The organism is Thermodesulforhabdus norvegica (assembly GCF_900114975.1).
Lineage (GTDB): Bacteria > Desulfobacterota > Syntrophobacteria > Syntrophobacterales > Thermodesulforhabdaceae > Thermodesulforhabdus > Thermodesulforhabdus norvegica.
In genome coordinates, this window is sequence record NZ_FOUU01000002.1 from 82,099 (window position 1) to 106,762 (window position 24,664).

Annotated in this window: 19 protein-coding genes and 1 pseudogene; 8 read left to right on the forward strand and 12 right to left on the reverse strand. The window is 47.6% G+C overall.

Annotation, left to right across the window (positions count from 1 at the left end; all coding sequences use genetic code 11):
• The first annotated feature begins 203 nt into the window (after positions 1-203).
• Positions 204-2,549, forward strand: a complete 2,346-nt coding sequence (locus BM091_RS03970) for a bacteriohemerythrin (RefSeq protein WP_093393662.1) — start codon at positions 204-206, stop codon at positions 2,547-2,549.
• A gap of 359 nt (positions 2,550-2,908) precedes the next feature.
• On the opposite strand, the gene csm5 is transcribed toward BM091_RS03970, so the two are convergent.
• The 7 genes from csm5 to BM091_RS04005 form a co-directional block, all read right to left on the reverse strand.
• Positions 2,909-3,997: a type III-A CRISPR-associated RAMP protein Csm5 gene (csm5, locus tag BM091_RS03975; protein WP_093393664.1), complete on the reverse strand. Its 1,089-nt coding sequence runs from the start codon at positions 3,995-3,997 to the stop codon at positions 2,909-2,911.
• Positions 3,994-5,004, reverse strand: coding sequence for a type III-A CRISPR-associated RAMP protein Csm4 (gene csm4 / locus BM091_RS03980; RefSeq protein WP_093393665.1), 1,011 nt, complete (start codon positions 5,002-5,004; stop codon positions 3,994-3,996). The genes csm5 and csm4 overlap by 4 nt, the downstream gene beginning before the upstream one ends.
• A gap of 18 nt (positions 5,005-5,022) precedes the next feature.
• Positions 5,023-5,733 carry a type III-A CRISPR-associated RAMP protein Csm3 gene (csm3, locus tag BM091_RS03985; protein WP_093393667.1) on the reverse strand — a complete coding sequence of 237 codons (711 nt, stop codon included), beginning with the start codon at positions 5,731-5,733 and terminating at the stop codon, positions 5,023-5,025.
• An 18-nt stretch (positions 5,734-5,751) separates the two neighbouring features.
• Complete coding sequence (csm2, locus tag BM091_RS03990; protein ID WP_093393669.1) at positions 5,752-6,153, reverse strand: type III-A CRISPR-associated protein Csm2; 402 nt, start codon at positions 6,151-6,153, stop codon at positions 5,752-5,754.
• 39 nt (positions 6,154-6,192) lie between these two features.
• On the reverse strand, positions 6,193-8,772 hold the full coding sequence (gene cas10, locus BM091_RS03995) for a type III-A CRISPR-associated protein Cas10/Csm1 (RefSeq protein WP_177193517.1): 2,580 nt from the start codon (positions 8,770-8,772) through the stop codon (positions 6,193-6,195).
• Between the two features lie 112 nt (positions 8,773-8,884).
• Positions 8,885-9,277: an integrase core domain-containing protein gene (locus tag BM091_RS04000; protein WP_281243975.1), complete on the reverse strand. Its 393-nt coding sequence runs from the start codon at positions 9,275-9,277 to the stop codon at positions 8,885-8,887.
• Between the two features lie 355 nt (positions 9,278-9,632).
• Positions 9,633-10,157: a hypothetical protein gene (locus BM091_RS04005; RefSeq protein ID WP_143083091.1), complete on the reverse strand. Its 525-nt coding sequence runs from the start codon at positions 10,155-10,157 to the stop codon at positions 9,633-9,635.
• Between the two features lie 498 nt (positions 10,158-10,655).
• Here BM091_RS04005 and BM091_RS04010 point away from each other — a divergent pair, with 498 nt between their 5' ends.
• The 6 genes and pseudogenes from BM091_RS04010 to BM091_RS14210 all read left to right on the forward strand — a co-directional run.
• Positions 10,656-11,441 carry an ATP-binding protein gene (locus tag BM091_RS04010; protein WP_093393675.1) on the forward strand — a complete coding sequence of 262 codons (786 nt, stop codon included), beginning with the start codon at positions 10,656-10,658 and terminating at the stop codon, positions 11,439-11,441.
• Positions 11,442-11,516: 75 nt separating this feature from the next.
• Positions 11,517-12,584 carry an FmdE family protein gene (locus BM091_RS04015; protein WP_093393677.1) on the forward strand — a complete coding sequence of 356 codons (1,068 nt, stop codon included), beginning with the start codon at positions 11,517-11,519 and terminating at the stop codon, positions 12,582-12,584.
• Between the two features lie 18 nt (positions 12,585-12,602).
• Positions 12,603-14,711, forward strand: coding sequence for a TonB-dependent receptor (locus tag BM091_RS04020; protein WP_093393678.1), 2,109 nt, complete (start codon positions 12,603-12,605; stop codon positions 14,709-14,711).
• An 18-nt stretch (positions 14,712-14,729) separates the two neighbouring features.
• Positions 14,730-15,272 (forward strand): dTDP-4-dehydrorhamnose 3,5-epimerase family protein, encoded by a 543-nt coding sequence (locus BM091_RS04025; protein ID WP_093393680.1) that lies wholly within the window; start codon positions 14,730-14,732, stop codon positions 15,270-15,272.
• A gap of 67 nt (positions 15,273-15,339) precedes the next feature.
• Positions 15,340-15,924 (forward strand): class I SAM-dependent methyltransferase, encoded by a 585-nt coding sequence (locus BM091_RS04030; protein WP_177193518.1) that lies wholly within the window; start codon positions 15,340-15,342, stop codon positions 15,922-15,924.
• 14 nt (positions 15,925-15,938) lie between these two features.
• Positions 15,939-16,355, forward strand: a pseudogene (locus BM091_RS14210) (flavin reductase family protein); the annotation flags it as partial.
• 207 nt (positions 16,356-16,562) lie between these two features.
• On the opposite strand, the gene BM091_RS14215 reads toward BM091_RS14210, so the two are convergent.
• The 5 genes from BM091_RS14215 to BM091_RS04060 are packed head-to-tail and all read right to left on the reverse strand — an operon-like array spanning position 16,563 to position 22,722.
• Positions 16,563-17,552 (reverse strand): ABC transporter ATP-binding protein, encoded by a 990-nt coding sequence (locus BM091_RS14215; RefSeq protein WP_093393683.1) that lies wholly within the window; start codon positions 17,550-17,552, stop codon positions 16,563-16,565.
• Between the two features lie 3 nt (positions 17,553-17,555).
• On the reverse strand, positions 17,556-19,283 hold the full coding sequence (gene polX, locus BM091_RS04045) for a DNA polymerase/3'-5' exonuclease PolX (protein ID WP_177193519.1): 1,728 nt from the start codon (positions 19,281-19,283) through the stop codon (positions 17,556-17,558).
• A gap of 20 nt (positions 19,284-19,303) precedes the next feature.
• Positions 19,304-20,710: a DNA repair protein RadA gene (gene radA / locus BM091_RS04050; protein ID WP_093393686.1), complete on the reverse strand. Its 1,407-nt coding sequence runs from the start codon at positions 20,708-20,710 to the stop codon at positions 19,304-19,306.
• Positions 20,688-21,914 carry an L-2-hydroxyglutarate oxidase gene (gene lhgO / locus BM091_RS04055; RefSeq protein WP_093393687.1) on the reverse strand — a complete coding sequence of 409 codons (1,227 nt, stop codon included), beginning with the start codon at positions 21,912-21,914 and terminating at the stop codon, positions 20,688-20,690. Before lhgO ends, radA begins: the two co-directional genes overlap by 23 nt.
• A 16-nt stretch (positions 21,915-21,930) precedes the next feature.
• Positions 21,931-22,722: an MBL fold metallo-hydrolase gene (locus BM091_RS04060; protein ID WP_093393689.1), complete on the reverse strand. Its 792-nt coding sequence runs from the start codon at positions 22,720-22,722 to the stop codon at positions 21,931-21,933.
• A 380-nt stretch (positions 22,723-23,102) separates the two neighbouring features.
• On the opposite strand from BM091_RS04060, the gene BM091_RS04065 reads away from it, so the two are divergent.
• Positions 23,103-24,419, forward strand: coding sequence for a (Fe-S)-binding protein (locus tag BM091_RS04065; RefSeq protein ID WP_093393690.1), 1,317 nt, complete (start codon positions 23,103-23,105; stop codon positions 24,417-24,419).
• Positions 24,420-24,664 lie beyond the last annotated feature (245 nt).

Here is a 24,664-nt window from a genome sequence, read left to right on the forward strand (position 1 = left end):
TTTCCTTAAGGTTGACGCAAGCACAGGACTTAAAACGATATTACTACAACGAATTAAGGACCTTTTGTAAGGTTTTTTAAGCATCTCTCTCCCTGCGCTTTTTTTAACGGTTGACCTGCGTCTTTGCCGTTGATAATGTGAGTGCCGCAAGGCCTGTGCGGGCTTGGCTTTCCGGAGGAAAATTTTTCTTAAGTGGAGGGGTTATGAAAAAGCTAACTCTTTCGCAGCGGATGATTCTGTTTATTGTCGCCTTTGTCGCTGTAGTTGCTTTTTTTGCAAGCCACGTAATCATTTCCGCTTTCAGAGATTACCGAATAGCAGGTCAGATGCACACCAACCTTATCCTGATGTCCCGCCTTTCCGATGTGCTGACCTCTTTACAGCGTGAGCGTGGACTTTCCTCGGCCTTTCTGGGTGGAGGCGTTGAGGTTTCCGAGGTCAGGGAAGCGAGAGAAGTCACCGATAGAAGCTTACAGGAGCTTTATCCTGTTCTCAGAGCCTCTACGATACCGGAAAAGGACAAGGATGATTTCCTCCGTGTTTTGCAGATGCTGGGTGATGTAAGGAACCGTGTCGATAACCGGGGGCTCACCGAGGAGATCTTTTCAGACTACACAAAGATGATAGAGGCGGCACTACTTCTGGATAAGGCTGTTGCCAACGCAAAAACGACAAAAGGTGTCGGAAAAAGAATGGCAACCTTCGTGATCCTTGAAACGTCCAAAGAACATCTTGGGCGTCTTAGAGGTATGGCCTCTTATCTGGTTGCTTCAAAAAAACAGGCCGATGAAAAACAGCGGGAGGATCTGATAAAGGCATGGGCGATCTTTCAGGGAGGGCTCAGCTCCCCGGCTCTGGTTTTACCTGCCGACCTGGAACGCCGCCTTTCGGAACTCCCGTTATCGCCGACATGGCAAAAGGGGGCAAAATATTTTGGGGATATTATATCCGGTGGCCATCTGTATCTCAGTACCGAAGAAGTGTTTAAGACTTACAGCGATATGATTTCGGACATAAACGGGATTATATCCGACCTCAACTCGAGCCTTATGAAATACACGATGTCCATCAAATCCGAGGCCCGTCGCTCGCTTATGTTGAATTCTCTGACGGCCCTTCTTCTGGTAGGCATTATTGTTATCGGCGCTTTGCTTACTCTGATTTCGACACGACGTCAGCTCAGGCGAACCGTCACCACCCTTGAGTCCGCCACGGTACGGGTTGATCAAGCTTCAAAAGAGATTTCCGAAGTGGGCACCGTTCTTTCAGAGGGAACATCCAGACAGGCTGCTTCCATAGAAGAGACCGCAGCGGCGATAGAAGAACTTTCATCCATGGCTGCACAGAATTCTGAGCATACAAAACGGGCGAATGAACTTGTGGCCCAGACTGCACAGGCAGTTAATGAAGCCAGCCTGTCCATGAAGAAGCTTATTGAGGCCATGGACGGTATTACCAGGGCAAGCGAAGAGACGGTGAAGATCGTAAAAACCATCGACGAAATTGCCTTTCAGACAAACCTGCTTGCCCTTAACGCCGCCGTGGAAGCGGCCCGGGCGGGTGAAGCCGGCGCGGGCTTTGCGGTGGTGGCCGATGAGGTCAGAAGCCTTGCCATGAGGTCGGCCGAGGCGGCCAGGACCACCTCTGAGCTAATCGAAAATACGCTGAAAAGAATCAGAGAAGGCGGATCCATTGTTGAAGCCGTGAGTGAGGGATTCGGCAGGATAGAGGATAATACTCAAAAGGTTCAGAATATTATCGATGAGATATCGGCCACTTCTGCCGAGCAGGCCGACGGTATAGCCCAGATCAACAGGGCGGTTTCGGATATCGATACGGTTGTTCAGAATACGGCTGCTCAGGCGGAAGAGCTTGCTGCTTCATCGGGTGATCTGGTTTCCCAGGTTTCGGCTCTTGCTGCGGAGCTTGAAGCACTCAAAAAGTTGATATACGGTGATCGTGCCTCCGGGCTCGTTTCGCAGGAAGATAAAACATCGGGCGAAACCTATGAGCCGCGGAAGCCCGTACACACTCAATATGTATTCCGAAAGTCTGGAGGAGGACTTAAAAAAGCTCTCCCGAAAACACAGGGTGAGTCTGCTCGGGTAAGACCTCAGCAGGGCAAAATAAGACCTTTGATAGAATGGACGGATGATTTCAGCGTTGGGGTTCATGAAATCGACGAGCAACACAAACGCCTTGTTTCTATGCTTAACCGGCTCAACGAGGCGATGAAATTGGGCCGCGGCAAACAGGTGGTTGATCAGATACTTTTCAACCTTGGGGACTATGTTCAGCGACATTTTGCTACCGAGGAGGCCTACATGGAGGCCGTGAATTATCCGGAACTGGAACGGCATAAAGACATTCACAGGCGCCTTACTGCAAAAGTAAAAGATTACATGGAGAGGTATGAAAAAGGGGAACCGGGGCTTGCTCTGGAACTTCTCGATTTTTTGACGGGATGGCTGAAAAACCACATACTTCAGACCGACAAGGCCTATTCTTCATACGTGAGGGATGTAAAAATCGATAGGGCCCTGTTCTGATATCTCTTCCTGCAGAGCAAATTAAAAAGGCCCGGATTTGTTTTTAAGTCCGGGCTTTTTTAAATCTCCTTTCCTTAGGGCGTCGCTTCAAAAAACCTTCCTGCACCCACACTTCTCCTACAGGTTTCCGAGGTAGTGTTTCATTAATTGTGTCTCGTTGACATGAGGGGGAGAAGAGGCTTTCCTCTCCGTGAATATTGTTAACCCGAGGAAGAAAGGAGGAAAGCCCCATGACTTGAGAAAAAGGTTAAAATAATTTTTAAAACACATTGGTTGACCGGTTTCGTGTTGAGGGGTTGCGGAAAACTTGAGCTATAGTTTTCCGAAGGTTTCACGAACCGTTTCCTGTCAGCTGGTCGTTAATTGACCAGCACGCACCAGCCAAAGGGAGCACAGGCTTTTGGCTTTCTGTCGGCTGAAGCCAGCCATAATGTTGTGGCATGATCGAGTTTTTTATTTGATCCCATTATTTTTATTCTTCTGAAACCCTCAATGGTAACGCATTCTGCTCCGCTGTGTCGGCCAATCCTTAAAGGTACTTCTTTTTGAAGGTCAAAACGGGACTTCCAGTTGAAGTAAACACCTTTCATTTTCTTCATTTCCTCAACTTCTCTTTTGAGTTCACCTGTATAGAACTTCCGGGAAGCAATGAGAAGTTCTTCAATTGAGAGAGGTTTTTTTATTCCCCTCTCTCGGGCAAGGGATCTCATAACTGAAATGGTTCCTTTAAACTCGCCCTCAATAACGGTTTCAAATATTTGACATGGACCTTTACCTTCTTCACCTTCTGCTTTTTTACAATTTACTGCATAAACAATCTTTGTTTTAACCTCTCCAACAGGCAAAAAATCTGACACTTTAACCAGACTAAAGGGGTCTGAACTAAAACTACCTCCCAGAATGTCTTTTTCAAGCTGTAGAGATTCATTATCACTGTAACTGTTTTTTAAAGAAGCTTTGCTTTTCCACACATTCAAAACAGCGGTTCTTAACGCCCCCTTGATGGAAGAGCCTGGAATAATGGGTTTAAAGCCACCAATGGGGTCGTAGGCTGTTCTTTCAATAGCAAACTTCGTTATCACTTTACCGTTTGTGTTTCTAACTTCTGCTCCGACAACTTCGTTGTAATGATTAATAAAGCCCTCAACCAGTGAGACCCTTCTGGCGACAACTCCATTTTTGGACACAATATCTCTTCTTTCACCGATTCTCCTCAGGAATTTGTACATTTCCAGGAGTGAGTCTGGAGTCCCTTTTTGGCATATACGGGAAAATTCATTAATCAAATCTGGCGGAAGATTTTTTATGAAGGTGCTCATATCCAAGATCAGAAGTTCCCGTTTCTGATCATCAACGATAAAGGAGAAGGGATCGTAGACTTCTCCGCATCCTACGTGAACCGGCGATTTTATCCTGATTCTTAGCTCTTTACTCTCCAGCACTTTCACCGTTCGGTCCTCCCTTTAAGCTCACAGGGGATAACCATCGTATAACCCTGACCAACAGCTTCTGGCTGAATTTTTGAAAGGCCCCTTAAAGCCCTCCCCACATAAGGTTTTGTCCATCCATCAGAACATTCAATTACCGCTCCTTCGTCTGCCATAATGACGGGGTTCTTGAAGGGATGATCTGAGACTGCCAGGTAATTTCCATGCCTTCCAAATCGTATGAAGGGTTGAAACCAGATTTGTTCATTACGCCCGGGAAGTGGGACAAAGGGGGAAAGAGTATAGAGAAACTTGTATCCTTGAATGTTGGGTAGTGGAATTTCCCGGTAGTCTTTAACTCTAAATCTTCCAAGTCCTGTGGATGCATCCCGGCCGAAGCCCAATCTACCGATATTTTTCATAGCCTTCGATATCTTTTCTACATCCAGAGCGTCTTCCATATAGAGTACAAAAATAACCAGTTCAAGCCCAGGAGCAAACCAGGTGTTTTCCTGGGTATAGGGAGCAAAATTGCGTCCTGAAGTGGTAAAGCTTAGACGATTGATACTATTGTGAGGCTGAGAAATTCGTTTCCATAGACCATCTCCGAGACCGAGCTCTCTGACCACATCCCTATCGCTCAACCTTCTATTTAGATCCACTTCCAGTACCAGTCTTTCCGAGGAGACAGCAATCCATTTCTTCTTTTTCAGCTCCTTTAGTGAGCTTACCATATCAAAACAGTTTTTATCCTTTTCGGAGTTGGATATGTTATAGAAATGAAGAGGACAGGCAGGAGTCGGGAAGAAGTACTTTACTGTCCTTTTATTTTCTCTGAGAACCGGAAAGGCTGAGGAAAAAACGATAAAGGGTTTACTATCATAGACTTTAAGCCATGTTTTGAGACCACCATTAAGTAAATTACTGTTCATTTCTGCCTGCCAGCAGAAATGTCCGAACAGGGTATCACCCTTAAGAGGTGTACCAAAGGCTGAAACTGGCTCTATGACGACTTCACACAGCTTCATGGTTCTGTCCTTTTCCTTTTATTCCTTACTGAAAGGAAGTATTTCTTCGAATCTTTTCTGCAGGTTACTATTTTCAAAGTGAAACTTAATGCGCCCGTAACCCCTGCTTCCATTTCCACCAAGAGTGTCAAGTTCTAGGAGTTTCATACCCTCAAGAAGTACTTTTTCAAGATATTTGCTGTCATCTCCATCGAATATCTTGAGAGAGATAAAGAAATCGAACTCCACTCCAGCAGGTACCCTTTCCGTAAACCTCGGATTCTGAGCCGTTCCCGTTATTCTATTTATGGAGTTTTCCGGCTTCACTTCGGTTAGAACCATTTTGCCTTCTCTTGCCTGTTCACGGCATCTTTCGGATAGCATGCAGTCTGATACGGAAATCCTCGTGGGACCAAACCCTTTGAGGGCTTCTTCCTCCGCTCCACTGGTACCGAATATCTTTATTATGGCTTCGCCAAGCTTTCTGCTGTTTCCATTTGCATTTTCTAGGCTTTTTATTGATAGAGGTTTCCCTTCCGTGTAAGCAATGAGACCGCTTTTGAGTTCGAGGAGCGAGCGGATTTTTCCCTTCAGGGAAGATCCCGGAATATAAGGCTCAAAGGTAAAGGGGTGTTTTACCACCGGATTGTCCGTTCCGCCGATGTGCATTTCAATATCTCCGGCGCCTATATGAAGCCCTGTTTTCAGTTCAATTGTTCCACGGTATTCTTTTATGGCGATAAGTTTCATTGCGTTCCTCCTTTTATTTTAGTCTCTGCGGTACTGTCTGTAGAATGCTGTAAAAGCCTCAAAAAAGGACACAACAGTATTCAGGTGCTCCGGTTTTTCGACCGCTTTTATCAATTCCCGCAAGGGGTTTAAAAAATCATCCGTAATTAAACCGCGTCCTCTGGCATAAGCTGCTTTTGCGATTACCATGTGCACCTGAGGAAGCACCACGTCCCAGTTTTCTGGCTTGGCAATTTGATTTAGCCTGAAAAGCTCGTCGTAGAACTTTCGCAACTGGGAAGACTTATTAACTCCTCGTCCCTTACTATTAGTAGACACTTGCCGGGCAAGTTTTTCTGCTTCCTCGGAAAACGCCTTTGGATTTGGGATATTGTTTTTCTTATCCATCCAGAGCTTTTCAACGTAATTTACATTGCTCATGAAAGGCCTCCTTATTTTTCGTCTTAATCGTAACGTTTTTTAACTTTTCCTTATTCTGTGCTCATAAAGTATTGTCCACAGAGGAATGATGAATGTTCCTCTGAATTTTTCCAGCCATCCGGCCAGCTTAATTGCAGTATTTCTGCGTATTTCTTCCTGCCGGGCACGGTCAATTCCCAGGCCGGAGGCAACATTTCTGAACACCTGGTAACAAAGAAAGGCTCTCCACTTAAAGCACTCAATGTCCTTGATAGTGCGACCAGCCGCCGAGTTGAGATAATACAATTCTCTTTCTGCCATATCAGCAAAACTGTTCAGTCGGTGTAAAAATGCTGTGGAGATGCAGTCATCATTCATCCAGTTTTTCATGGCCGTATAAACTTCGCTCATGAGTTCATCAAAATCACTCCACTTTACCGTTCGGTTAAATATGGTTACGGCGTCTTTACCATCTACGCTCTTTGAGGCTTCAAGGCTTTCTTCGGCTTTTTCCGCTATTATATCCACCGGTACATAGGGTTTATGAAGGGTTATACCGGCGGAGATGTGGATTTCTTCCCGGTTGCACGTATATTCCCCAAATTTTTTTCTGATAAAACCTACCACATCAAGGATTACATTCCAGGGACCTATTAGAAAGAGATCATCTCCTCCCGCAAAAACTGTGTAAATGTTCCTGAATTTTCCATTAGCTTCGTGTTTCAAAGCATAAGGAAGATAGATGGCGAAGAAGTTGTTGAGTGCTCTGCTGAGTGTTGCAAGTCTGGACAGAGTAAACATGTTACCGGTGAAGCCACAGGAAAAAATGGCTCCCAGATTGTCAACATCTGCTTTCAGGACTCCCAGAACATCAATTCCATAAAACCGGCCACCGTCCAGCTTTAAAGCCTTACTTGCAATATGGGCAAACGTCATGGGGTCACCGGAGCGAATCATGTCTATAAGTTCCAGCTTTTTGTCTTCACTTCGTGCTCCCGCAAGTATTCTCTCATCTTTCTCGTCTTCTTTACCGTAAACCGGGACGTATCCATTAAGGGGCATGAAGGTTACATCGACCGGTAAGCTTCCATTCTCCTCCGTGTTAATAGCCCACAGTTTGACGGCGTCTTTTATGTTTAATCTGTCCAGATCTCTGGAAAATTTTACCTGATAACGCCCAAAAAGAGGCTTTTCCAGATCCCCATTTGTAGATTCCAACAAAGTGATGTAATTGTTTTTTACCAGTTTTGTCCCAATAAGTATCTGGTCCCTGCACAGCCTGCAGGCAGAAGCCCTTTCATTCGGACCGCTAAGAAGAGGATCGTTTTCAACTTCCTGCTCAGACGGCCGTTTTGCACAAAAAGGACATAACGGCCTGTGAAGATCATTCCTAAAGCTATCGAGAAAACTGCTTTTGACTCCGCCATGTTTTGCAATGTCGAAGCGTTTGAATTTTTTTTCATCCATGTTTTCGACATGTTTATTCCAGATGTCTCTAAAACGGCCATCGAGAAACTCTTCAGGAGAAAGCTCCGTTGCGCTTATACCGATAGAGTTTTCCCCGAAGGAAACATCAATAAGCCAGTCGTTTATGCGTGCTGAAACCTCATCAATCTTATTGCGGCTATTTTCAGTATTGTGAGCGATTATATGAAATTTCCCTCCAGCACATATAACCACAGAAAGAAAGCTCAATCCCAGTTCTATGCAAAGTTCACAAGCCGCAAGTTCGGTTAGTAGCGATATCACAAAGGACCTGCCTCTAAGAATTTTTGAGCGACGTCCCCGTTGCTCCCCTCCAGAGCTAAAAATAAAATTCTGAATTCCGTAGAAATCACCGGATAGGAGTAAAAACTTTTTTTCTTTTCGGTTTTTTATTTCATCAATATCGTTGAGGTTCCCCATTTCTCTGTGCCATTTGTAAAGAGCCACTGCCAGTGCTGCAGTCGAACGGCTGTGATCGTACAGAGACACATCAGGAATGACTCGCCCAACCCGGGCCGAAGGAATGTGAGAGGTCACAATCCGGTAAAGAGAATCAAAATGCTGTAACCACAGAACAGGGTTTTCGCGGTGCTTTAATTCCTTCAGTCCATCTTTAAGTTTATTGTAAAGTTCGATGTAATCTTTCTCGGTGGCGTTGCTCGTATTTTTCTCTGGAAAAATGCTCATAACCGATAAGGGTTCCAATCTGTATCGCCAGTTAAAATTACCGGCCTTTATGTCTTTAAACAGAACATCAAAGGGTGGAATTAGACGGGTTTTTACAGCATCTGATGGCGGGATTGACTTTCCCTCTGGAAATTCCTCCCGGTCAATGCCACTACTGAGCCTATCTGCTTCCGCAATGATCCACTGAAGCGGACTCTCCGGCTTGTGGTGCATTGCCGCAAGATTTATGAAACTGTCGTCATATCCTTTTCCCTTACAGAGTTTTTCTGGGAAATACTCCTGAAATTTTTCGATGAAGTAAGCAGTATAAAGGGCATGCGAATGAGTAGGGTGTCCGTTCCATTTGGGTTGATAGAGGTCCATATTATTTTTTCTGTAGCTTTCAGGTACTTTTTCAGCAAATTGCACCAGCTTGCCGACATCATGTAAGAGAGCGGCAAATCCCAGTCGTTCGACATCAAGTACCATTTTATCCCTCTCTATTTTGATTTTGTCCGTTCTGCTCTCAATCCTGATTACGGTTTTGAGAGAAGTTTTTTCAAAATATCTCATTTAAAAAGTTTAATTAACCCCTTTAAGACTAAAATTCGCATCGCGGGAAACGCGTTGTTCCTACCCCCTCTCCCGTCCCGGTTGTTAAAATAAAAACTCGTTCCTCTTCGGCCTTCGCTCCGGTTGGCAACGGGTTTAGTGTCTGGTGGCTGAATGGTGGTTTTGGCGGTTGCAGTGAGGAAGAGGCGATAAACCATCTGAATTCATCGTTCATCATGCCACAGCCAAGCGGCCGATTTACAGCGGTAGCAACCGAACACGCGTAACCCTGCTCCTGATGTGCTTTCTTAGTTTTGTACTCCTGGATCCATGCCTTAATGATCGCCATCTCCTCGGCAAAGCTCGAAATCGGGTTGAGCCGGGTGTACTCATCTTTTTTCAGGGCTCTCATAAACCGCTCAATTAGCCCGTTTTGCTCCAGTAATGTTTTTGGGGCGGCAGACCCTGGCGGTAGAAAATTTTTAGGTAGTGTTTTGAGGTAAAGATGAGTCCGTTGTCATTTCTGAGCGAAAGTTTCAGGATGCGGCTGTGTTTCGGCTACATTGGCGAATTATGTCTGGTATCTTGCCAGCGTCTGATACGATAACCCACAACCTCCCGGTTCCAAAAATCGATCACCGCAACCACATGACACCATCCGGAATCCGAGCAGAAAAAGCGTGTCCTGTCCGTGGCCCGATGCACATTGGGGGTTCTGGACACGAAGTCAAGGACCTTTGACTGCCGTCCAACCATTTCACTGCATGGTCCGATCAAACAGATGCGCTGGTGAAGCACTACGGTGGTTCTCCGATAACCGTAACGGAGATAACGCTCTGTAAGTCGATGGGCAGCCTGTTGGATCTTGCGGTCAACTGCTCTAGATTTGTGCTTTCGAGGTTTCTAGTGCACCGTGGATCAGGGCACGTCTGACCATTTCCTTGTAGCCCTGGGTCTGACGCTCCTTTCTTACCCGGAACACCGGTTCTCTTTCTAGGCGAGAGTGGTTTTGGATTTTTTACATCGATCTGCAGCATTACTTCACCGACCTCTTCCCGGTGGCGCAGGAACTCCTTTTGGTAGACCGATTCCGTGGACTTCGGATTGGCCTTAATGGCCTGCGTGCCCAGGGCGGTAGGCCCATCGATCCACTGCGGGGTTTCGCTCTGTCTGACATTGTGCTCGTGCGCCATGTCCACAACGGTTTTGTGACCCTTGAGGACTTCCAGCAGGATCTCCTTTTTACGACTGGCCGTCATCATCTGGATACGACCCGGCTTAACGTCTTTCCCTTCCACCATTGGCCCTCTTTCCATGACCATTTCCATCTCTTTTTGCCGGTCCGGTTGGGAGTCTAAGTATGGCGGTTTCCCATGGTCCGCGAAAGCCGGCCGAATACGCCTCCTGATGGGACACTCATGGGCATTGAAAAGAATAAGAAATTGACTTTGGGGGCGCCTCCGGCTGGCTACATGGCGGGCCCATTTTCGGCGCCCCTTGTTAAGCACAGCCAGCGTGGAGTAATTCCGATGGCATATAAAAAACACCTCCACCTCTGCCATCGCTACAACCAAAAATCGGACAATCTATGTGCTATAAAAAAACGGACAATTAATGTGTCGCTAACACGCATTTTAAAAGACATTGACATATGGACTTTATAATGATACAAGCTTGTACGGAAAGTGGTCAATATAATTAACAGCTGACCTGTAGCGTAACAGGTAAAAAATAGAGGCCACGAAGGCCTCCGATGCCCTGAAGGCGGTGGAGGCTCGTGGCCTTTTTGCTTTTAGACCGGCTGACAAGGAGGAACAGAGATGAAGATCTGTGTGTGCGGGAAGGGCGGTAGCGGAAAAACGACAATTATAAAGCTCATGGCCGATGTTCTGAGAGATCGGGGATGTAAGGTGATTGTACTTGACTCGGACGAATCAAATCCGGCTCTTTATCGGGCTCTGGGACTATCTGCCCCGCCCTGTTCTCTCATGGAATCATTAGGCGGTAAAAGGGCCGTTCAGGAGAAAATGCGGGCTGCCATGGCCCGAGGGGAGGAAGAGCCGGCGTTATCCATCTGGCAGCAGGATTCTATGAGCTTGAAGGATCTTCCTTCTGACTATGTGGCTGAAAATAGAGGGATTTACCTTATTCAAACAGGCAAGATCGAACGAAGTATGGAAGGATGTGCCTGCCCTATGGGTGTGGTTACGAGAGAGTTTCTGAAAAAGTTTTCTCTTCACACCGGCGAAATAATGCTTGTGGACATGGAGGCGGGGATTGAGCACTTCGGCCGGGGTATCGAAACCGGTGTAGATGGAGTTGTTTGCGTTGTGGAGCCTTCATACGAATCCGTGCTCATTGCGCAGAATGTTATGAAACTGACCAGTTCATCAGGTGCTTCTTTTAAGGGGTGCGTGCTCAATAAGGTTATGGACGAGGATCAGGAGATGAATCTCCGCTCCCTTCTCGACGAATCTAAAGTCCCTGTCATCGGTCGTATCGGATATTATCAGGAAATTCAAAAGGCTTCGCTCGCGGGAATGCCGCCGACTTGTGATCGTGCTACGGCCGAGATGGTCCCGATTGTCGATAGGATCTTTAAGTAGGGCTTAGGGGCTTCCTTTCGTGGAAAAAAAGGATAAAAACCTGACGGGTTTTCGGAAGTTGGGGAGGATGTAACGATGAGAGGGAAAAGCTTCGTTCCTGCAATTTTACTTATCTTCGCACTCCTTTTGGGGCCTCATCGAGCTTTTGCAGGTGTCGGCTCTTATAATACCTGGTACGATAGAGGAAAACTGATTGCTTCCTTCTCGCTCGATTATTTTCGATCTCTGGGCTTTTCTCCCGTTCCGGAGGATCTGGTCTTAATAACCAATGCGGCCTATGCGCAGATTTACGGAGAATCAACACATGCCGTCGTTGACGGTTTTTCTGATGTGCTCGGTGTTAAGCGTGGAAAGGGGAGCCTGATTGAGGTCCATTCTTCATCGTGGGCACCTCTCTGGTCCGCCCTGTTTGACAAAAAAAGCGGGTACTGCGTTTACATTGAACTTGCCGAGGGATCGGGAGCCAACCACCTTACCATCAAGATTTCCGCTGAAAGGATAGATGCCGATTATGTCATTTCCCATGTGGGTGAGTGGACTGAAAAACAGGCCAACAAGGTTTTCGGCGGAAATGAGTTTCGGATCATCAGCATAGCCAATGCCGTTGCCGAAGGAGCACCTGAACTCGCCGTAAGAGCCTTTGAATTTCACGATCATTATTGTCCCGGAGTAACATCGGGCATTATCATGGCACTTTATCTTCTGGAACATTTTCCACCTCGCAACGGGAGTGGTTATTTCATTCACGGGGTTGATCCCTGGTGTAAGGAGGACGCTTTTCTGACCATACTGAATGCAACACCGGGCAAGAAGCAGTACGCCGTCTATTATCCTTCCGACGACGACAGGGCGCAGAGAACCGACGAAGGTCGGGATGCTTCTACGATAGCCTACAGGCAAAGAGAAGACGGAAGCTGGGAGGGAGTTGTGCTTTCTTTTTCCTGGGGGGATCCGACCTGTCCGGGAAGCGGCAGAAGTCTGGACAGAATGCTGTGCATGGATCTCTGGTACCTGGATCGGCTCGATCGTCCTGAAGAATTCGTCAAGGTAATAAAACAATTTGAACTGCCTTCCGGCATAACCCCTCAGGATTGGGCAAGACCCGGGGTTGACCCACTCAAAGAACTGGGGCTGGCACGATGAAATGGAAAGGGGGCGGAGATGAAGCGATTCGTTTCCTTTGGCCTGGTGGGCGTTGTGCTGTTTTTTCACGGAATGGGTTTCGCGCAAGATGGAGAAGGAAGGGGGGAAAGAGTTTACAGGGCAGAGGAAATCCTTGTTATCGGAACACCCTTGTATGAGGCAAGCATAGTCCCTGAAGAAGAGATAAACATCCCGACAATGGGGAGTTCTCTTCTTGATGCTCTCGAAAGTCAGGCAGGGGTTCAGCTCAGACGTACATCACCCACACATTCGGAATATAACAAGCTCAGACTACGGGGGTTTGATGAGACACGGTTAAGGGTTGAGCTGAACGGCGTCCCCATAAACCGGGACGGCTCCTACGGCACCGGCCCGGTACACTGGAGCATTCTTTCTTCCGAGAATGTCGAAAGAATTGAGATAAGAAGAGGGGTGGTTCCCGCAAAGTACGGAAACACGCTGGGCGGGGTTATCAACATCGTTACCAAGGAACCTACAGAAGCTCCGGAAATATCGGTGAGTTCCGTCTACGGCAGTTTCAATACCTGGGACACCAGGCTTGTCTATAATCAGAAATACGGACCTTTGAAATGGTCGATCGGGGGAAGCCACTTTCAGACGGATGGGTATCTCCGAAATAACGACAACCACAGGAACAACGTAAGGGCCAATGTAGCAGTGGAGCTACCTTTTAGCTTAGAAGCCGGTGCCGGTTTTGAATACTCGGACATGGAATCGGGGTTAATTGTGTATAACCGCCCCGATAGTCCCTTCTACGACGATGATGATCCCGACTCCGATGCCAGTATGATTGGAGGCCCGTACCCTCAGTGGATTAGAGGAGATCTTACCTGGGGGGACGGATCGCACGTAGATGATGAGAATTACGCCTTCTCTACCTATTTGCATAAGAAATTTGATAAAGGTAGCGCCCGACTGGATTTCAGGATCTGGAACCAAAAAAGAACGGAGTATTACTACGCTGCCGAAGATCCCGAGAAGAAAATATACGAACGGGAGACAGATGTTGAAGATAATAATTGGTTGCTCAAAGGACAGGCAGACTACTTACTGGGGCGTCATCACCTGGAGTTGGGAGGAGAGCTAAAGCAGTATGGCTGGGGTGATCAGACCGTTCATTTCATAGACACTGCCTATTTCAGCCCCGCCATAAATTTCCCGAAATATATTCAGGAGGGGTTTGAAGGACAGCCCAAAAATAAGCAGTACGCCGCTTTATACCTTCAGGACACCTGGAACTTACACCCGAGGTGGAGCGTTGAGTTGGGGGTGCGTCAGGAATGGTTCCGGGCCGACGAGATTGATCCGGAAGCCTTTGGATTTGATTGGACGACCGAAGAGGCCGAGATAGACGAGAGCCATCTGGATCCCCGTTTGGGTTTGACGTTTCGCCCCTGGGAGGGAGGAAGCATTAACGCAAGATTCGGAATTGCCCATAGGTATCCCACATCCCCCGAGCATTTTTGGTGGTATCTCAACAAGGGAACGGAATTTTTTAATACCGAGCTCAAGCCGGAAGAGGCCGAACAGTACGAACTGGCAGTAGAGCAGATCTTTTCCAAAAAGGCACGAATAACCGTGAGGGGATATTACTATGACATAGACGATTACATAAGCTCCGTGACCGTACCGGGCACGGGAATGGTGGTTTATAATATCGAAAATGTGGACATTAAAGGAATCGAGATTGAATCCACCTTGAGCTTTACCGATAGCCTTCAGGGCTGGATCAACCTCACCCTTCAGGATGGAAGCAAAGACAAAGATCCCTGGGATACAGAGAACAGGCTTGAAAACCAGCTTCCCGATTTTCCTGAGAAGTTACTGAACTGTGGCGTGGATTACCGGTCGGAAAAACTCAAGGCAAGGCTCTGGCTTAATTACGTGGGTAAAAGAGAACATTACGATGGAAAAGACCTTGTGGAGATGGGAGACTACGTTCTCATCAATGCCTTCGTTTCTTACAACTTTTTGAACAATTCGAAATGGGGCAACTGGGATCTCATTTTATCTGCCCACAACATTCTGGGCGAGGATTATGAGGAAGAAGCCGGTTACCCCATGCCCGGAGCAACCGTGCTGGTGGGGTTAAGAGCTTCCTTTTAAACTGCAGGGGAGGAGGCCATGACAATACGGAATCTTACCGGTCCAGGAATAGGCAGACCCAGAGTACAGAAAATTCCCGGATTTTATGGCGAGAGACTCATAGACGGTGTTGTGCTGAAAGATATAACACTTTACGCTGATGAAAGAGGGTTTCTTCTGGAAGTTATAAGAATGAATGATAATGAAATGAAGGCATCTAACATTAGGCAGATTATAGCTTCCTATTCCTATCCTGGAGTGATTAAGGGATGGCATTTGCATACCAAACAGGAAGATAGGCTTGTCTGTGTAAAAGGCATGGTTAAACTGGTTCTATACGATTACCGACATAACTCTCCCACATACCGCCAGGTAAACGAAATATTTATGGGGGAGCGATATCCAAGGGCTGTATTCATACCCCCGGGAGTTTTCCATGGAGTTAAAAACATCGGGCAGGAGATTGCCGTCGTTATAGGTATGCCTTCATTGTTGTATGATCCGGATAATGTTGACGAAGTTAGAGTTCATCCTCTTGATAACGACATCATACCGTACAATTGGGAATGTAGAATGGAATAGCTTTTAAGCATCCGGAGATTTGCATGTTGATCACGAAATGCTGGCTGGCCCAGGAGGGAGTGATGCCGTGCTCACGAAGTGGTTCTTGAAGATGCTGAACCGGGAAGCAGCATCTCAAGATGCTCAGAAGATTATACAAGTCCTCAGAATACGGGAGGGTGATATAATTGCGGATATTGGTTCAGGTGGAGGCTACTTTACTCTCGAATTCGCTAAAAGAGTTGGCAATACGGGTAGAGTATATGCAGTAGACATTAGGTCGAAATACCTTCAGTTTGTAAAAAGCCGGGCCAGAGAGGAGGGCATTGATAATATTGTTTTACTACTGTCCAAGAAAGATCGTGTAGAATTGCCGGAAAACGCCCTGGACCTTATTTTCTGCAGAAATGTATTCCATCACCTGAAAGAGCCTTCTAAGTATTTTTCCAATCTGAAGAAATCCTTGAAAGCTGATGGAAGGGTCGCGATCATTGACTATAAACCCAGGTTCGGATTTGATTTCGTAAGCTTTTTCAGACACTACACACCAGAAGAAGTTATAAAATCAGAAATGAAGAAGGAAGGATATTTTCTCGTAGAATCCTTTTCTTTTTTGTCCGAACAGAGTTTTCATGTTTTTGGGGTGAACAGCATGAGGGAGGCTTTGAGATGATATTTAAACCGTTTATGAGAGAGCATTTCATCCCCTTGCCTGTAACGTTTATCTCCACAATAAGCAGAGAAGGAATTCGCAATATTGCTCCTTATTCCTGCATCATGCCGGTTCTGCGACCTTTGCCTTTTGTTTGTTTCGCTTCTGCTCACAGGCGGGACACCCTGAAGAACATAAGAGAAACGGGCGAGTTTGTGGTGAATCTGGTGGGGACCGATTTTATAGACAATGTTATACCCACGGCCAGATTCAATCCTCCAGAAGTGGACGAATTCGAGATAGCGGGTTTAGAAGAAAAGCCTTCTGAGATCGTTAGTGCTCCCGGCATTAAGGGCGCCTATGCCTGGATGGAGTGTACGCTTCATAAGGAATACGCCGAGCCGGCCTATGTGCTTGTAGTGGGAGAGGTGAAACGACTGGAGGTCTCCGATAGGGTTCTAAAGCCCGACGGCTCTCTGGACGTTGGCATGGCATACCCGCTGATGATGGTCGGCGGCTATAAGGAAATGAACTACTGCACCGTTGTTGAGGTGGGAAAGCAAGATCCTTACGGTGCCATGTTTCCCAACGGCAAAGACCCTCTGGCCCCCCATGTACGAAAAACCCGGAACGGAGTAAACGGTAAGGAAATGTCTCTGTTATTGATGCTCTACCTTTCCTTCAGTAAACACCCTTGCAATCACATCCTCTATTGGGGGTTCTTCAATGGTCAGATCGTGAATCGGCAGATTTTTCAGTATGTTCGAAGCAGTTGCAGGGGCCTCGGAGCGGGAAACCCGTAGAACCGCCCTATGTGTATTCAAATGTTCGACCAGACCGTAGGGTGATAATTCATCTAAAGTTGCCGGTCTGGAAAGATGTATCCGTAAAATCTTGTAAGGAGCAATTTTTTCTGAAAGGGTGTTCAGGTCTCCGTCGTAAAGTATCCGACCTTCGTTTATTATCAAAATCCGTGTGCAGAGTGCCACGACGTCCTGCATGTAATGACTGGTCAGCAGTACCGTGGCCCTGTGGCGTGAATTGTATTCGCGAATGAACTTATGTATCCGTTGCTGCATGGTAACGTCCAGCCCGATGGTGGGTTCGTCCAGAAAGAGTATCGACGGGCGATGGAGCAGAGCGGCGGTGAGCTCGCACTTCATGCGTTCGCCTAGAGAAAGCTTTCTGACCTGCTTTTTCAGTAAAGGATTAAGGTCAAGAAGCTCTGTGAGTTCCTGCAGGTTTTCGGAAAACTCCTTTTCCGAGAGTTCGTAAATCGTTTTGTTTAGAATGAACGTTTCCATGGGCGGGAGGTCCCATATGAGCTGATTTTTTTGCCCCATTACAAGGGTTATTTTTTTAAGAAATTCGGGATGTCGCTCAAAAGGAGTATAGCCCAGGACCGAAACCGTACCTTCAGTCGGGTAAAGTAAACCTGCTAGGACCTTCAGGGTCGTAGTTTTTCCTGCACCGTTGGGGCCCAAAAATCCTACGATTTCACCCCGCTCTATTTCAAAACTTACGTTATCAACGGCCTTGACGAGACGGTACTTTCTCGAAATAAGGCTTTTAATCGATCCCCAGACGCCGGGTTCTTTATAATGCACCTCATAATATTTGCGGAGATTTTTAACACTTATAACGCTCACGAGCTATGCACCTCTCCAGGGCTTTCTCGACATGACCAAACGCATCTCCTCCCTGTTAAGGCTATTCCAAACGTTTCGGGGTTCAAGCCACCCCTTTCGGGCCGTCATAACACCGTAGCTTATGTCAAAGTCGTGTGGTTTGTGGGCATCCGGGTTGATACTAACCGGAATCTTCATTTCACGAGCCTTTCTGCACCATCTCCAGTCCAGATCGAGCCTGTGAGGATGGGCATTGAGCTCGATGATTTTTCCCCTTTCTGCCGCCTTTTCCAGTAGCTTTTCCATTGAGAGCTCATAGGGAGGGCGTCCCAGCAGGAGCCTTCCCGTTGGATGGCCGAGAATTGTAAGGTAGGGGTTTTCAAGGGCCTTTATCAGTCTATCGGTCATTTCGGCTTTGCTCATGTTGAAGTGGGAATGGACGGAGCCTATTACGAAGTCAAATCTTTCAAGGATCTCCGGAGGGAAATCCAGAGATCCGTCCGGAAGAATATCCGACTCTATTCCCCAGTATATGTCCACCTGAGGGTATTTCCGTCTCATTTCTACGATTTCTTTGTATTGGGCCTGGAGCCTATCGGGTGTAAGACCCCGGGCATAATAAGCGCTCTGGGAGTGGTCCGCTATGCCTATGTATTCGTAACCCCTTGCTATGGCTTCATGAATAACCCGCTCGAGATCCATTACCCCGTCGCTTGCCACCGTATGAATGTGGAAGAGGCCTCTGATGTCCTTTTCCGTAATCAGTTGAGGTAATTGACCTTTCTCGGCAAATTCCACTTCCTCGCCGGACTCTCTGAGTTCTGGTGGGATGTAGGGAAGACCCAGCAGATCGTAACAGCTTTCCTCCGTCGGCGTCTCCAGAAAAGACTCCTCTTTTAGAAAGCCCTCATTTGTAATTTTGAGACCGAGTTTTTCGGCTCTTGCGATCAGTTTTTCCACGTGTGTTTTGGAACCTGTGTAAAAAAGGATAGGGGCTGCATTGTTCTTGACCCGGGATCGGAACAAATCGACATGAAATCCGTCGAAGGATAGCATTATGTGGTTTCGGGATATTTCCTTCAGATTCGAGATAATTTTCCTGTCTTCGAGGCGCTTCAGGAAGTTGATGTCTTCGCATATGACGAGAAAGTCCATGTCAGAAGCTATTTCCTGAAAACGCCTGAGACCGCCGACCAGATAAATTTCGACCTCTGATGGTAGCTCCGCCCGCAGAATTCGTTGAAAACCTTCTGCCAGGGCATAAGCCTCCGATGAGAGCCTGAAACGTGCAAATTGCTTCAAATGGTCTATGCCTTTAAGAATCTTTTCCTGCGTCTTTAATCCGAATCCTTTTATGTCGATCAGGCGGTTTTCAAGGCATGCGTACTCGAGCTCTCCCAGAGATGTTATTCCCAGGGCTCTGTAAAGAACCTTTATTTTTTTAGGACCAAGGCCGGGGATTTTAATGAGATCGAGCAATCCTTCGGGAAAACGGATTTTGACCTTTTCGAAATCCTGGAAGGTTCCTTGTTTGCACCAGGTTGTAATATTTCTGGCAAGGGTTTTCCCTATCCCGGGAAGGGTTTCCAGTTCACCACGGGCGGCCACGGCACAGACGTCTTCCTGGAGTTTTTCCACCACCCCCGCCGCTCTGGCATAGGCTCTTGCCCGGTAGTCGTTATCTTCCAGAATCTCGAGCATAACCGCCATCTGATGAAGTAATGCCGCTAATTCTTCATTTCTGGTGCTCATAATCGAGCATTCCCCCTTTATCATTTCACAGCGCCCTTCACATCGGGAAAAACCCGGAGGACCGCTTCTCTGAGAGACGCTACGCCTATCAACCTTGCTTCGAATGACGGAAATTCTTTTTTCATCTGTTCTGCTGTCGATGCAGGTATTACAAATTCGTTGAAACCGAGCCTCACCGCTTCATTAAGCCGGATACTTCCGTATCCTACCGCCCTGACTTCGCCCGTAAGACCGACCTCACCCCAGGCGACAAGAGAAGCCGAGACGGGCGTGTCAAAGTGGCTGCTCATCAGCGCCAGACACACAGGTAGATCGGCCGCAGGCTCCCGAAGCCTTAATCCTCCGGCCACGTTTATGAAAACATCTTCCTGGGCAAAGGACAGACCAAGCCGTTTTTCCAGTACTGCCATAAGCAGAGAAGCGCGACTTCCGTCGAATCCCAGCGTGGTTCGCCTTGGCATAGCCAGGCTGCTGTAAGTTACAAGAGCCTGTATTTCCACGAGCAGAGCCCGCGTTCCTTCAACGGCGGGCATGACCACCGATCCCGGAACTCCGACAGGCCTTTCCGCCAGAAGGAGTTGAGACGGGTTGGTCAATTCGTGAAGGCCCGTTTCCTTCATTTCGAAGACGCCGATTTCGTTTGTGGAACCGTAGCGGTTCTTTACGGATCGAAGCAGGCGAAAAGAATGCGTGGGATCTCCTTCCAGGTAAAGAACTACGTCGACGAGATGCTCCAGAGCCTTGGGACCGGCAACGATGCCTTCCTTGGTTACGTGACCCACAATGATCACCGTGACATTTCTGAGCTTGGCCATCTGAAGGAGCCGATCCGTACAGTAGCGGATCTGTGAAACCGTTCCCGGCGTGGCGTCAAGGAAAGAAGATGCAATGGTTTGAATGGAGTCAATTGCGAGTATGTCAACCTCGTAGCTTTCGGCAAGTTCTATTATCCTTTCCAGAGAAGTCTCACAGGCCACCAGAACCTTCGATTCGGCGAGTCCCAGCCTTTCGGCTCTCAATCGGATCTGTCGATCACTTTCTTCCCCTGAGATGTAAAGGACGGTGTGTCTCCTTGCCAGGTGGGCAAGTACCTGAAGCAGAAGGGTCGATTTTCCCATTCCGGGGTCGCCGGAGATCAGAACCAGCGAGGAGGGGACGAGCCCTCCGCCGAGAACTCTGTCCCATTCCAGAATCGGTGTTTGAATTCTGAACTCTCTTTCCAGAGATATCTCGGAAAGGCTTTTTACTTCTGGAAGCGGCCGCTTTAAAAGATGGCCGGGAAACTTCAAGGCCGGCCCGATGGGCTCTGATTCTTCAAAGGTATTCCATCCGCCACATTCCGGGCATTTTCCCAGCCACTTGGCAGATTCGTAGCCGCATTCGGAGCATATGAAAACCCCACGGTCACGATCGCGTTTTGTACTCATGACGACCTTCCAGTGCATCGCATATTTTTTCGGCAAGATCCATTGACGACGTAAAGGCGGGGGAAATTGGATTGAGCACGTGAACCGCCGAGGCGTCTCTCAGGAGAATGAAGTCCATTTCCAGCTTCTTCGTCTTCCTGTTTACCAGCTGAGGTCTTATGCCCGATTTATTTGAGGGAAGAAGATCGTGAGGGGAGAGACCGCGCAGGAGCTTTGCCGCATCCCTGTAAAACCGACTTTTGAAGTATTTCATCGGTTCTGTAAGTGCAACACGTCGGAAGGAAGGCTGAGACATGAAGAGCATCCAGTCGTACCAGAAAAAGCGAAAAGCCTCTCCGTTTATTCCGCGTAAAATACCGTAATGTTCCCTTCCAAAAGCCGGCATTGCCGTAGGCCCAACATAAACTTCTCCTCTAACATTCCTGGAAAAATGCACCCCTAAAAAGGGGTTACGCAAGTCGGGCACGGGATATATGTTTCCGTTAATCTGTGAGGCAAGTGGCGTCCGGGGGTTGAGCTTACGATAAATGCCTTTAAAGGGAACAAGCCTGTATTCCCCGGCAAGTCCGAATCTGTGGGCTATCACATCGGAATAAGCACCTGCGGTGTTAACAAAATAATCGAAGGAAATGGTGCCCTTTGTCGTGCGCGCCTTTCCGGAACCGAGTAGTGAATCAAAGGCCGTCGTAAACCTCAAAGATACCCTGCGGGAGCGGATCAGGTCCTTAACCAGCGCCTTCAGCACATCTTTCGGCTCCACGGCGGCGGTGTTTTTAACCCAGAGGGCTTTACCTACGGTCCTTGCAGCCGGTTCTATTTCGCGCAGGCTTTTTTCGTCCAGCATTTCTACGGAAGCCCCGTTTGCACGCGCCCTTCGCTCCAGCTCCTCCAGCACAGGGATCTCTTTTTCACGGGACGTGACAATAACCTTCCCGTTTTCGACGCAGGGAATGCCCCTTTCGGCGCAGTATTCCTTCATTAACATATTTCCACGAAGGCACGACTTTGCCTTCAGGCTGTCCGGTGTGTAATAGACGCCGCCATGAAGAACCCCGCTATTGCGTCCTGAGGCGTGGAGACCTACCTCGGATTCTTTTTCCACGATAATAATACGGTCGGCACCGCGCCTTATAAGTTCTCGAGCTACCGTAAGCCCTAATATCCCGGCACCAACGATGAGAATTTCAGCTTTTGCCTCAAGCATGACCACCTTCCCCCGGTTACAATGACCTGACTATGTGATAAGCCGACCACTCACCTCTAGAAAGATAGACTATCGGCGGCTTCTGGGGAAATATTATTTTGACGATTTTTTCGTCTGAAAGCCCCGCATTCCTCAATTCAACCACTTTACTTCTGATTTCCTTAAGATAGTCAAGACGTTCCTTCAACAGAGTTTGTGCTTCCCGGTGCACTCCCGAATGAGCACAGAAAATCACTTCGGGTTTTAGAGACAGAAGAAATTCAAGAGCTTTTATATGCTCGCTGTAGTTTTCTTCAAAAAATCCGATCCGCGGGTATGGAGTAACGAAAAGATCCCCCGTAAACAGCCAGCCCTTGCGTTCTTCGTAAAGCACGACATGGTCCGGGCAATGTCCGCCCACATGGATGACCCTGAACAGGTACCTGTCCGTTCTCAGCACTTCTCCGTCGTAAGGCCGGGCTTTAAAGGGCTCCCTTTTTCCCCAGAATATTCTTCGGTAGAAGGGAAGACAGGCAGGGCGTCCGGCAAATTGGACACCTGAAGGGTGCGTATAGATCGGCGTCGACGGGAATTTTTCGTTGATCCACGATGCAAGACCACAATGATCTTCGTGAGTGTGGGTTACGGCTACCTGCTCCGGCTTGTATTGCATAACAAAAAGCCTTATTGCTTTGCTGAGCCGGGACGGGCCGGTATCTATTAGCAGGCCGTCCAGATGATATAGAAATACTCTGAGAGAAAAAATTCCCGGTATTGCTACCCTTCCGTCTCCTACGGTAACCTTATCGTAGTTACTTACACTTAACATCGTGACCCCCTCCTTTTTGATAATTCCCAATCAGTCGCCCTCTTTGTTTTTTTTGCCAGACTGAAACTATAATAACACATCACAAAAATTCAGAGTTTTCTGATTTTTTATACTTTGTAGTTTCCTGATTATTTTCTCGTCCTGAGTTACCGTCCTGACCAGAATCCCATAAGAGAAAAACTGTTCAGGACCAAAATCAGGTAACTTTTCTCTTTTAATCATCCATTGTCGGTATGATGGCTATACATCAAGCCGAGATGGATAGGAATTTCCTATTTGAACTATGGGATGAAGTCAAATAAAGCTCTCATGAGCAGATGTCGAATAAAGGTTTATCGTCGAGGGATTGCTTGTGGAAGGGTGGGACAGGAGGATTGGTAATGGAAATATTGGTGCCCCGAAAGCTAAAGCAGGAGATTCAGGATTATCTTAACCAGTTTGATCTGAATCGTTGCCTCACCTGTGGTACCTGTTCCAATGGGTGCCCCATAACCGGTACGCCGGGTATGGAAGGATGGGATACCCGTAAGGTAATTCGCATGCTGGCTCTGGGGTTGGTTGACGAAGTCGTGCAGTCAAAGTTTCCCTGGATATGCACCGGATGCGGCCGTTGTGCTTACGCCTGTCCGATGGGGATAGATATAGTCGCCATCTTGACTCATATGAAACATCTCAGGCCCAGAGATCAGGTGCCGGGAATACTGCACAAGGGAGTCGAGAATGTTCTTAAAACAGGTAACAATATGGCTATCCCCAGGGAAGACTACTTCTTTTTGATGGCCGACCTGGGTGCGGAGCTGGCAGAAGAGGAATGTCCCGGATTTTATGTTCCAATCGATAAGGAAGGGGCCGATATTCTATTTTTCCCGAACAGCAAAGAGGTTTTTGCCGATAACGATGACATGAAGTGGTGGTGGAAGATCTTTTACGCAGCCCGCGAAAACTGGACGATTCCCTCGGAAAACTGGGAAGCCGTGGATTGGGGGCTTTTTACGGGGAATTATGAGGCCACCAAGATTCTTGCGAAGCGTAAAATAGAGCACATGAAACGCCTAAAGGCCAGGCGTATGATTATGCCGGATTGCGGTGGTGGTTCTTACGGATGCCGTAAGGGTATGAAAGCCTGCGTGATGGAAGATCCCGGCAATCGTGTTGATTACATATATCTCTACGACTATCTGAAAGAGATAATAGAGACGGGGCGGATCAAGTTGGACAAGAGCAGGAATGCCGGTAAGGTGTTTACCTGGCACGATTCCTGTAAGCACGGTAGAGAGCTGGAGCGAAATTTCGGCAAGGGATACTACGAAGAACCCCGATGGATTATCCAGCAATGTGTGGATAACTTCGTCGATATGGAACCCAACAGGAGTATGAACTACTGTTGTGGGGCCGGCGGTGGCATGTGGCCCATGCCTTATGAGGACGAATCGGCCTATCACGGGAGATACAAGGTTCGCCAGATAAAAAATAGCGGTGCAAATGTGGTGGTCGTGGGTTGCTCCAATTGTCGAGACCAGATGATGAAACGGCTCCCCAAGTACTATCCGGAAGATTGCAACTACGAAGTTAAGTACATATGGCAGCTCGTGGCCGAAACTCTGGTCTTAGAGCCCTGGAGTGAAGAAGAGATCGCCAGGGCAAAAGAAGAAGCCAGGCGTCAGTGGGAAAAGCTCGGTGTGGATATGGAGGTGTAACGTAGCAAAACAAAAGGTGGGTGACTTGAAACCGTCCCCAAAGACAGAATGCAGCACGGCTCCACTGCATTCTCTCCCCTTAACCGGTCACCCACCGTTTAATCTACTCTAACTCAGATTAGGTCCGAATTGTCAGTGGAAATTATCTCTAACTTTCGCGTTTGTCCTATCTCTCTGCTTTTGCCGAAAAAGTCGGACAGAGCTTTGGTTTGCTTTTATGGCATCGCATGAGATTTCTCAATGAA

Excerpts from the sequence above, each read along its gene's own strand:
- radA (WP_093393686.1), bottom strand. The coding sequence starts at position 20,710 with ATGAGTACAAAACGCGATCGTGACCGTGGGGTTTTCATATGCTCCGAA.
- polX (WP_177193519.1), bottom strand. The coding sequence starts at position 19,283 with ATGAGCACCAGAAATGAAGAATTAGCGGCATTACTTCATCAGATGGCG.
- BM091_RS04005 (WP_143083091.1), bottom strand. The coding sequence starts at position 10,157 with ATGGTCATGGAAAGAGGGCCAATGGTGGAAGGGAAAGACGTTAAGCCG.
- BM091_RS04010 (WP_093393675.1), top strand. The coding sequence starts at position 10,656 with ATGAAGATCTGTGTGTGCGGGAAGGGCGGTAGCGGAAAAACGACAATT.
- BM091_RS04025 (WP_093393680.1), top strand. The coding sequence starts at position 14,730 with ATGACAATACGGAATCTTACCGGTCCAGGAATAGGCAGACCCAGAGTA.
- csm4 (WP_093393665.1), bottom strand. The coding sequence starts at position 5,004 with ATGAAGCTGTGTGAAGTCGTCATAGAGCCAGTTTCAGCCTTTGGTACA.
- BM091_RS04020 (WP_093393678.1), top strand. The coding sequence starts at position 12,603 with ATGAAGCGATTCGTTTCCTTTGGCCTGGTGGGCGTTGTGCTGTTTTTT.
- BM091_RS04060 (WP_093393689.1), bottom strand. The coding sequence starts at position 22,722 with ATGTTAAGTGTAAGTAACTACGATAAGGTTACCGTAGGAGACGGAAGG.
- BM091_RS04065 (WP_093393690.1), top strand. The coding sequence starts at position 23,103 with ATGGAAATATTGGTGCCCCGAAAGCTAAAGCAGGAGATTCAGGATTAT.
- cas10 (WP_177193517.1), bottom strand. The coding sequence starts at position 8,772 with ATGGTACTTGATGTCGAACGACTGGGATTTGCCGCTCTCTTACATGAT.
- csm2 (WP_093393669.1), bottom strand. The coding sequence starts at position 6,153 with ATGAGCAATGTAAATTACGTTGAAAAGCTCTGGATGGATAAGAAAAAC.
- csm3 (WP_093393667.1), bottom strand. The coding sequence starts at position 5,733 with ATGAAACTTATCGCCATAAAAGAATACCGTGGAACAATTGAACTGAAA.
- lhgO (WP_093393687.1), bottom strand. The coding sequence starts at position 21,914 with ATGCTTGAGGCAAAAGCTGAAATTCTCATCGTTGGTGCCGGGATATTA.
- BM091_RS03970 (WP_093393662.1), top strand. The coding sequence starts at position 204 with ATGAAAAAGCTAACTCTTTCGCAGCGGATGATTCTGTTTATTGTCGCC.
- BM091_RS04015 (WP_093393677.1), top strand. The coding sequence starts at position 11,517 with ATGAGAGGGAAAAGCTTCGTTCCTGCAATTTTACTTATCTTCGCACTC.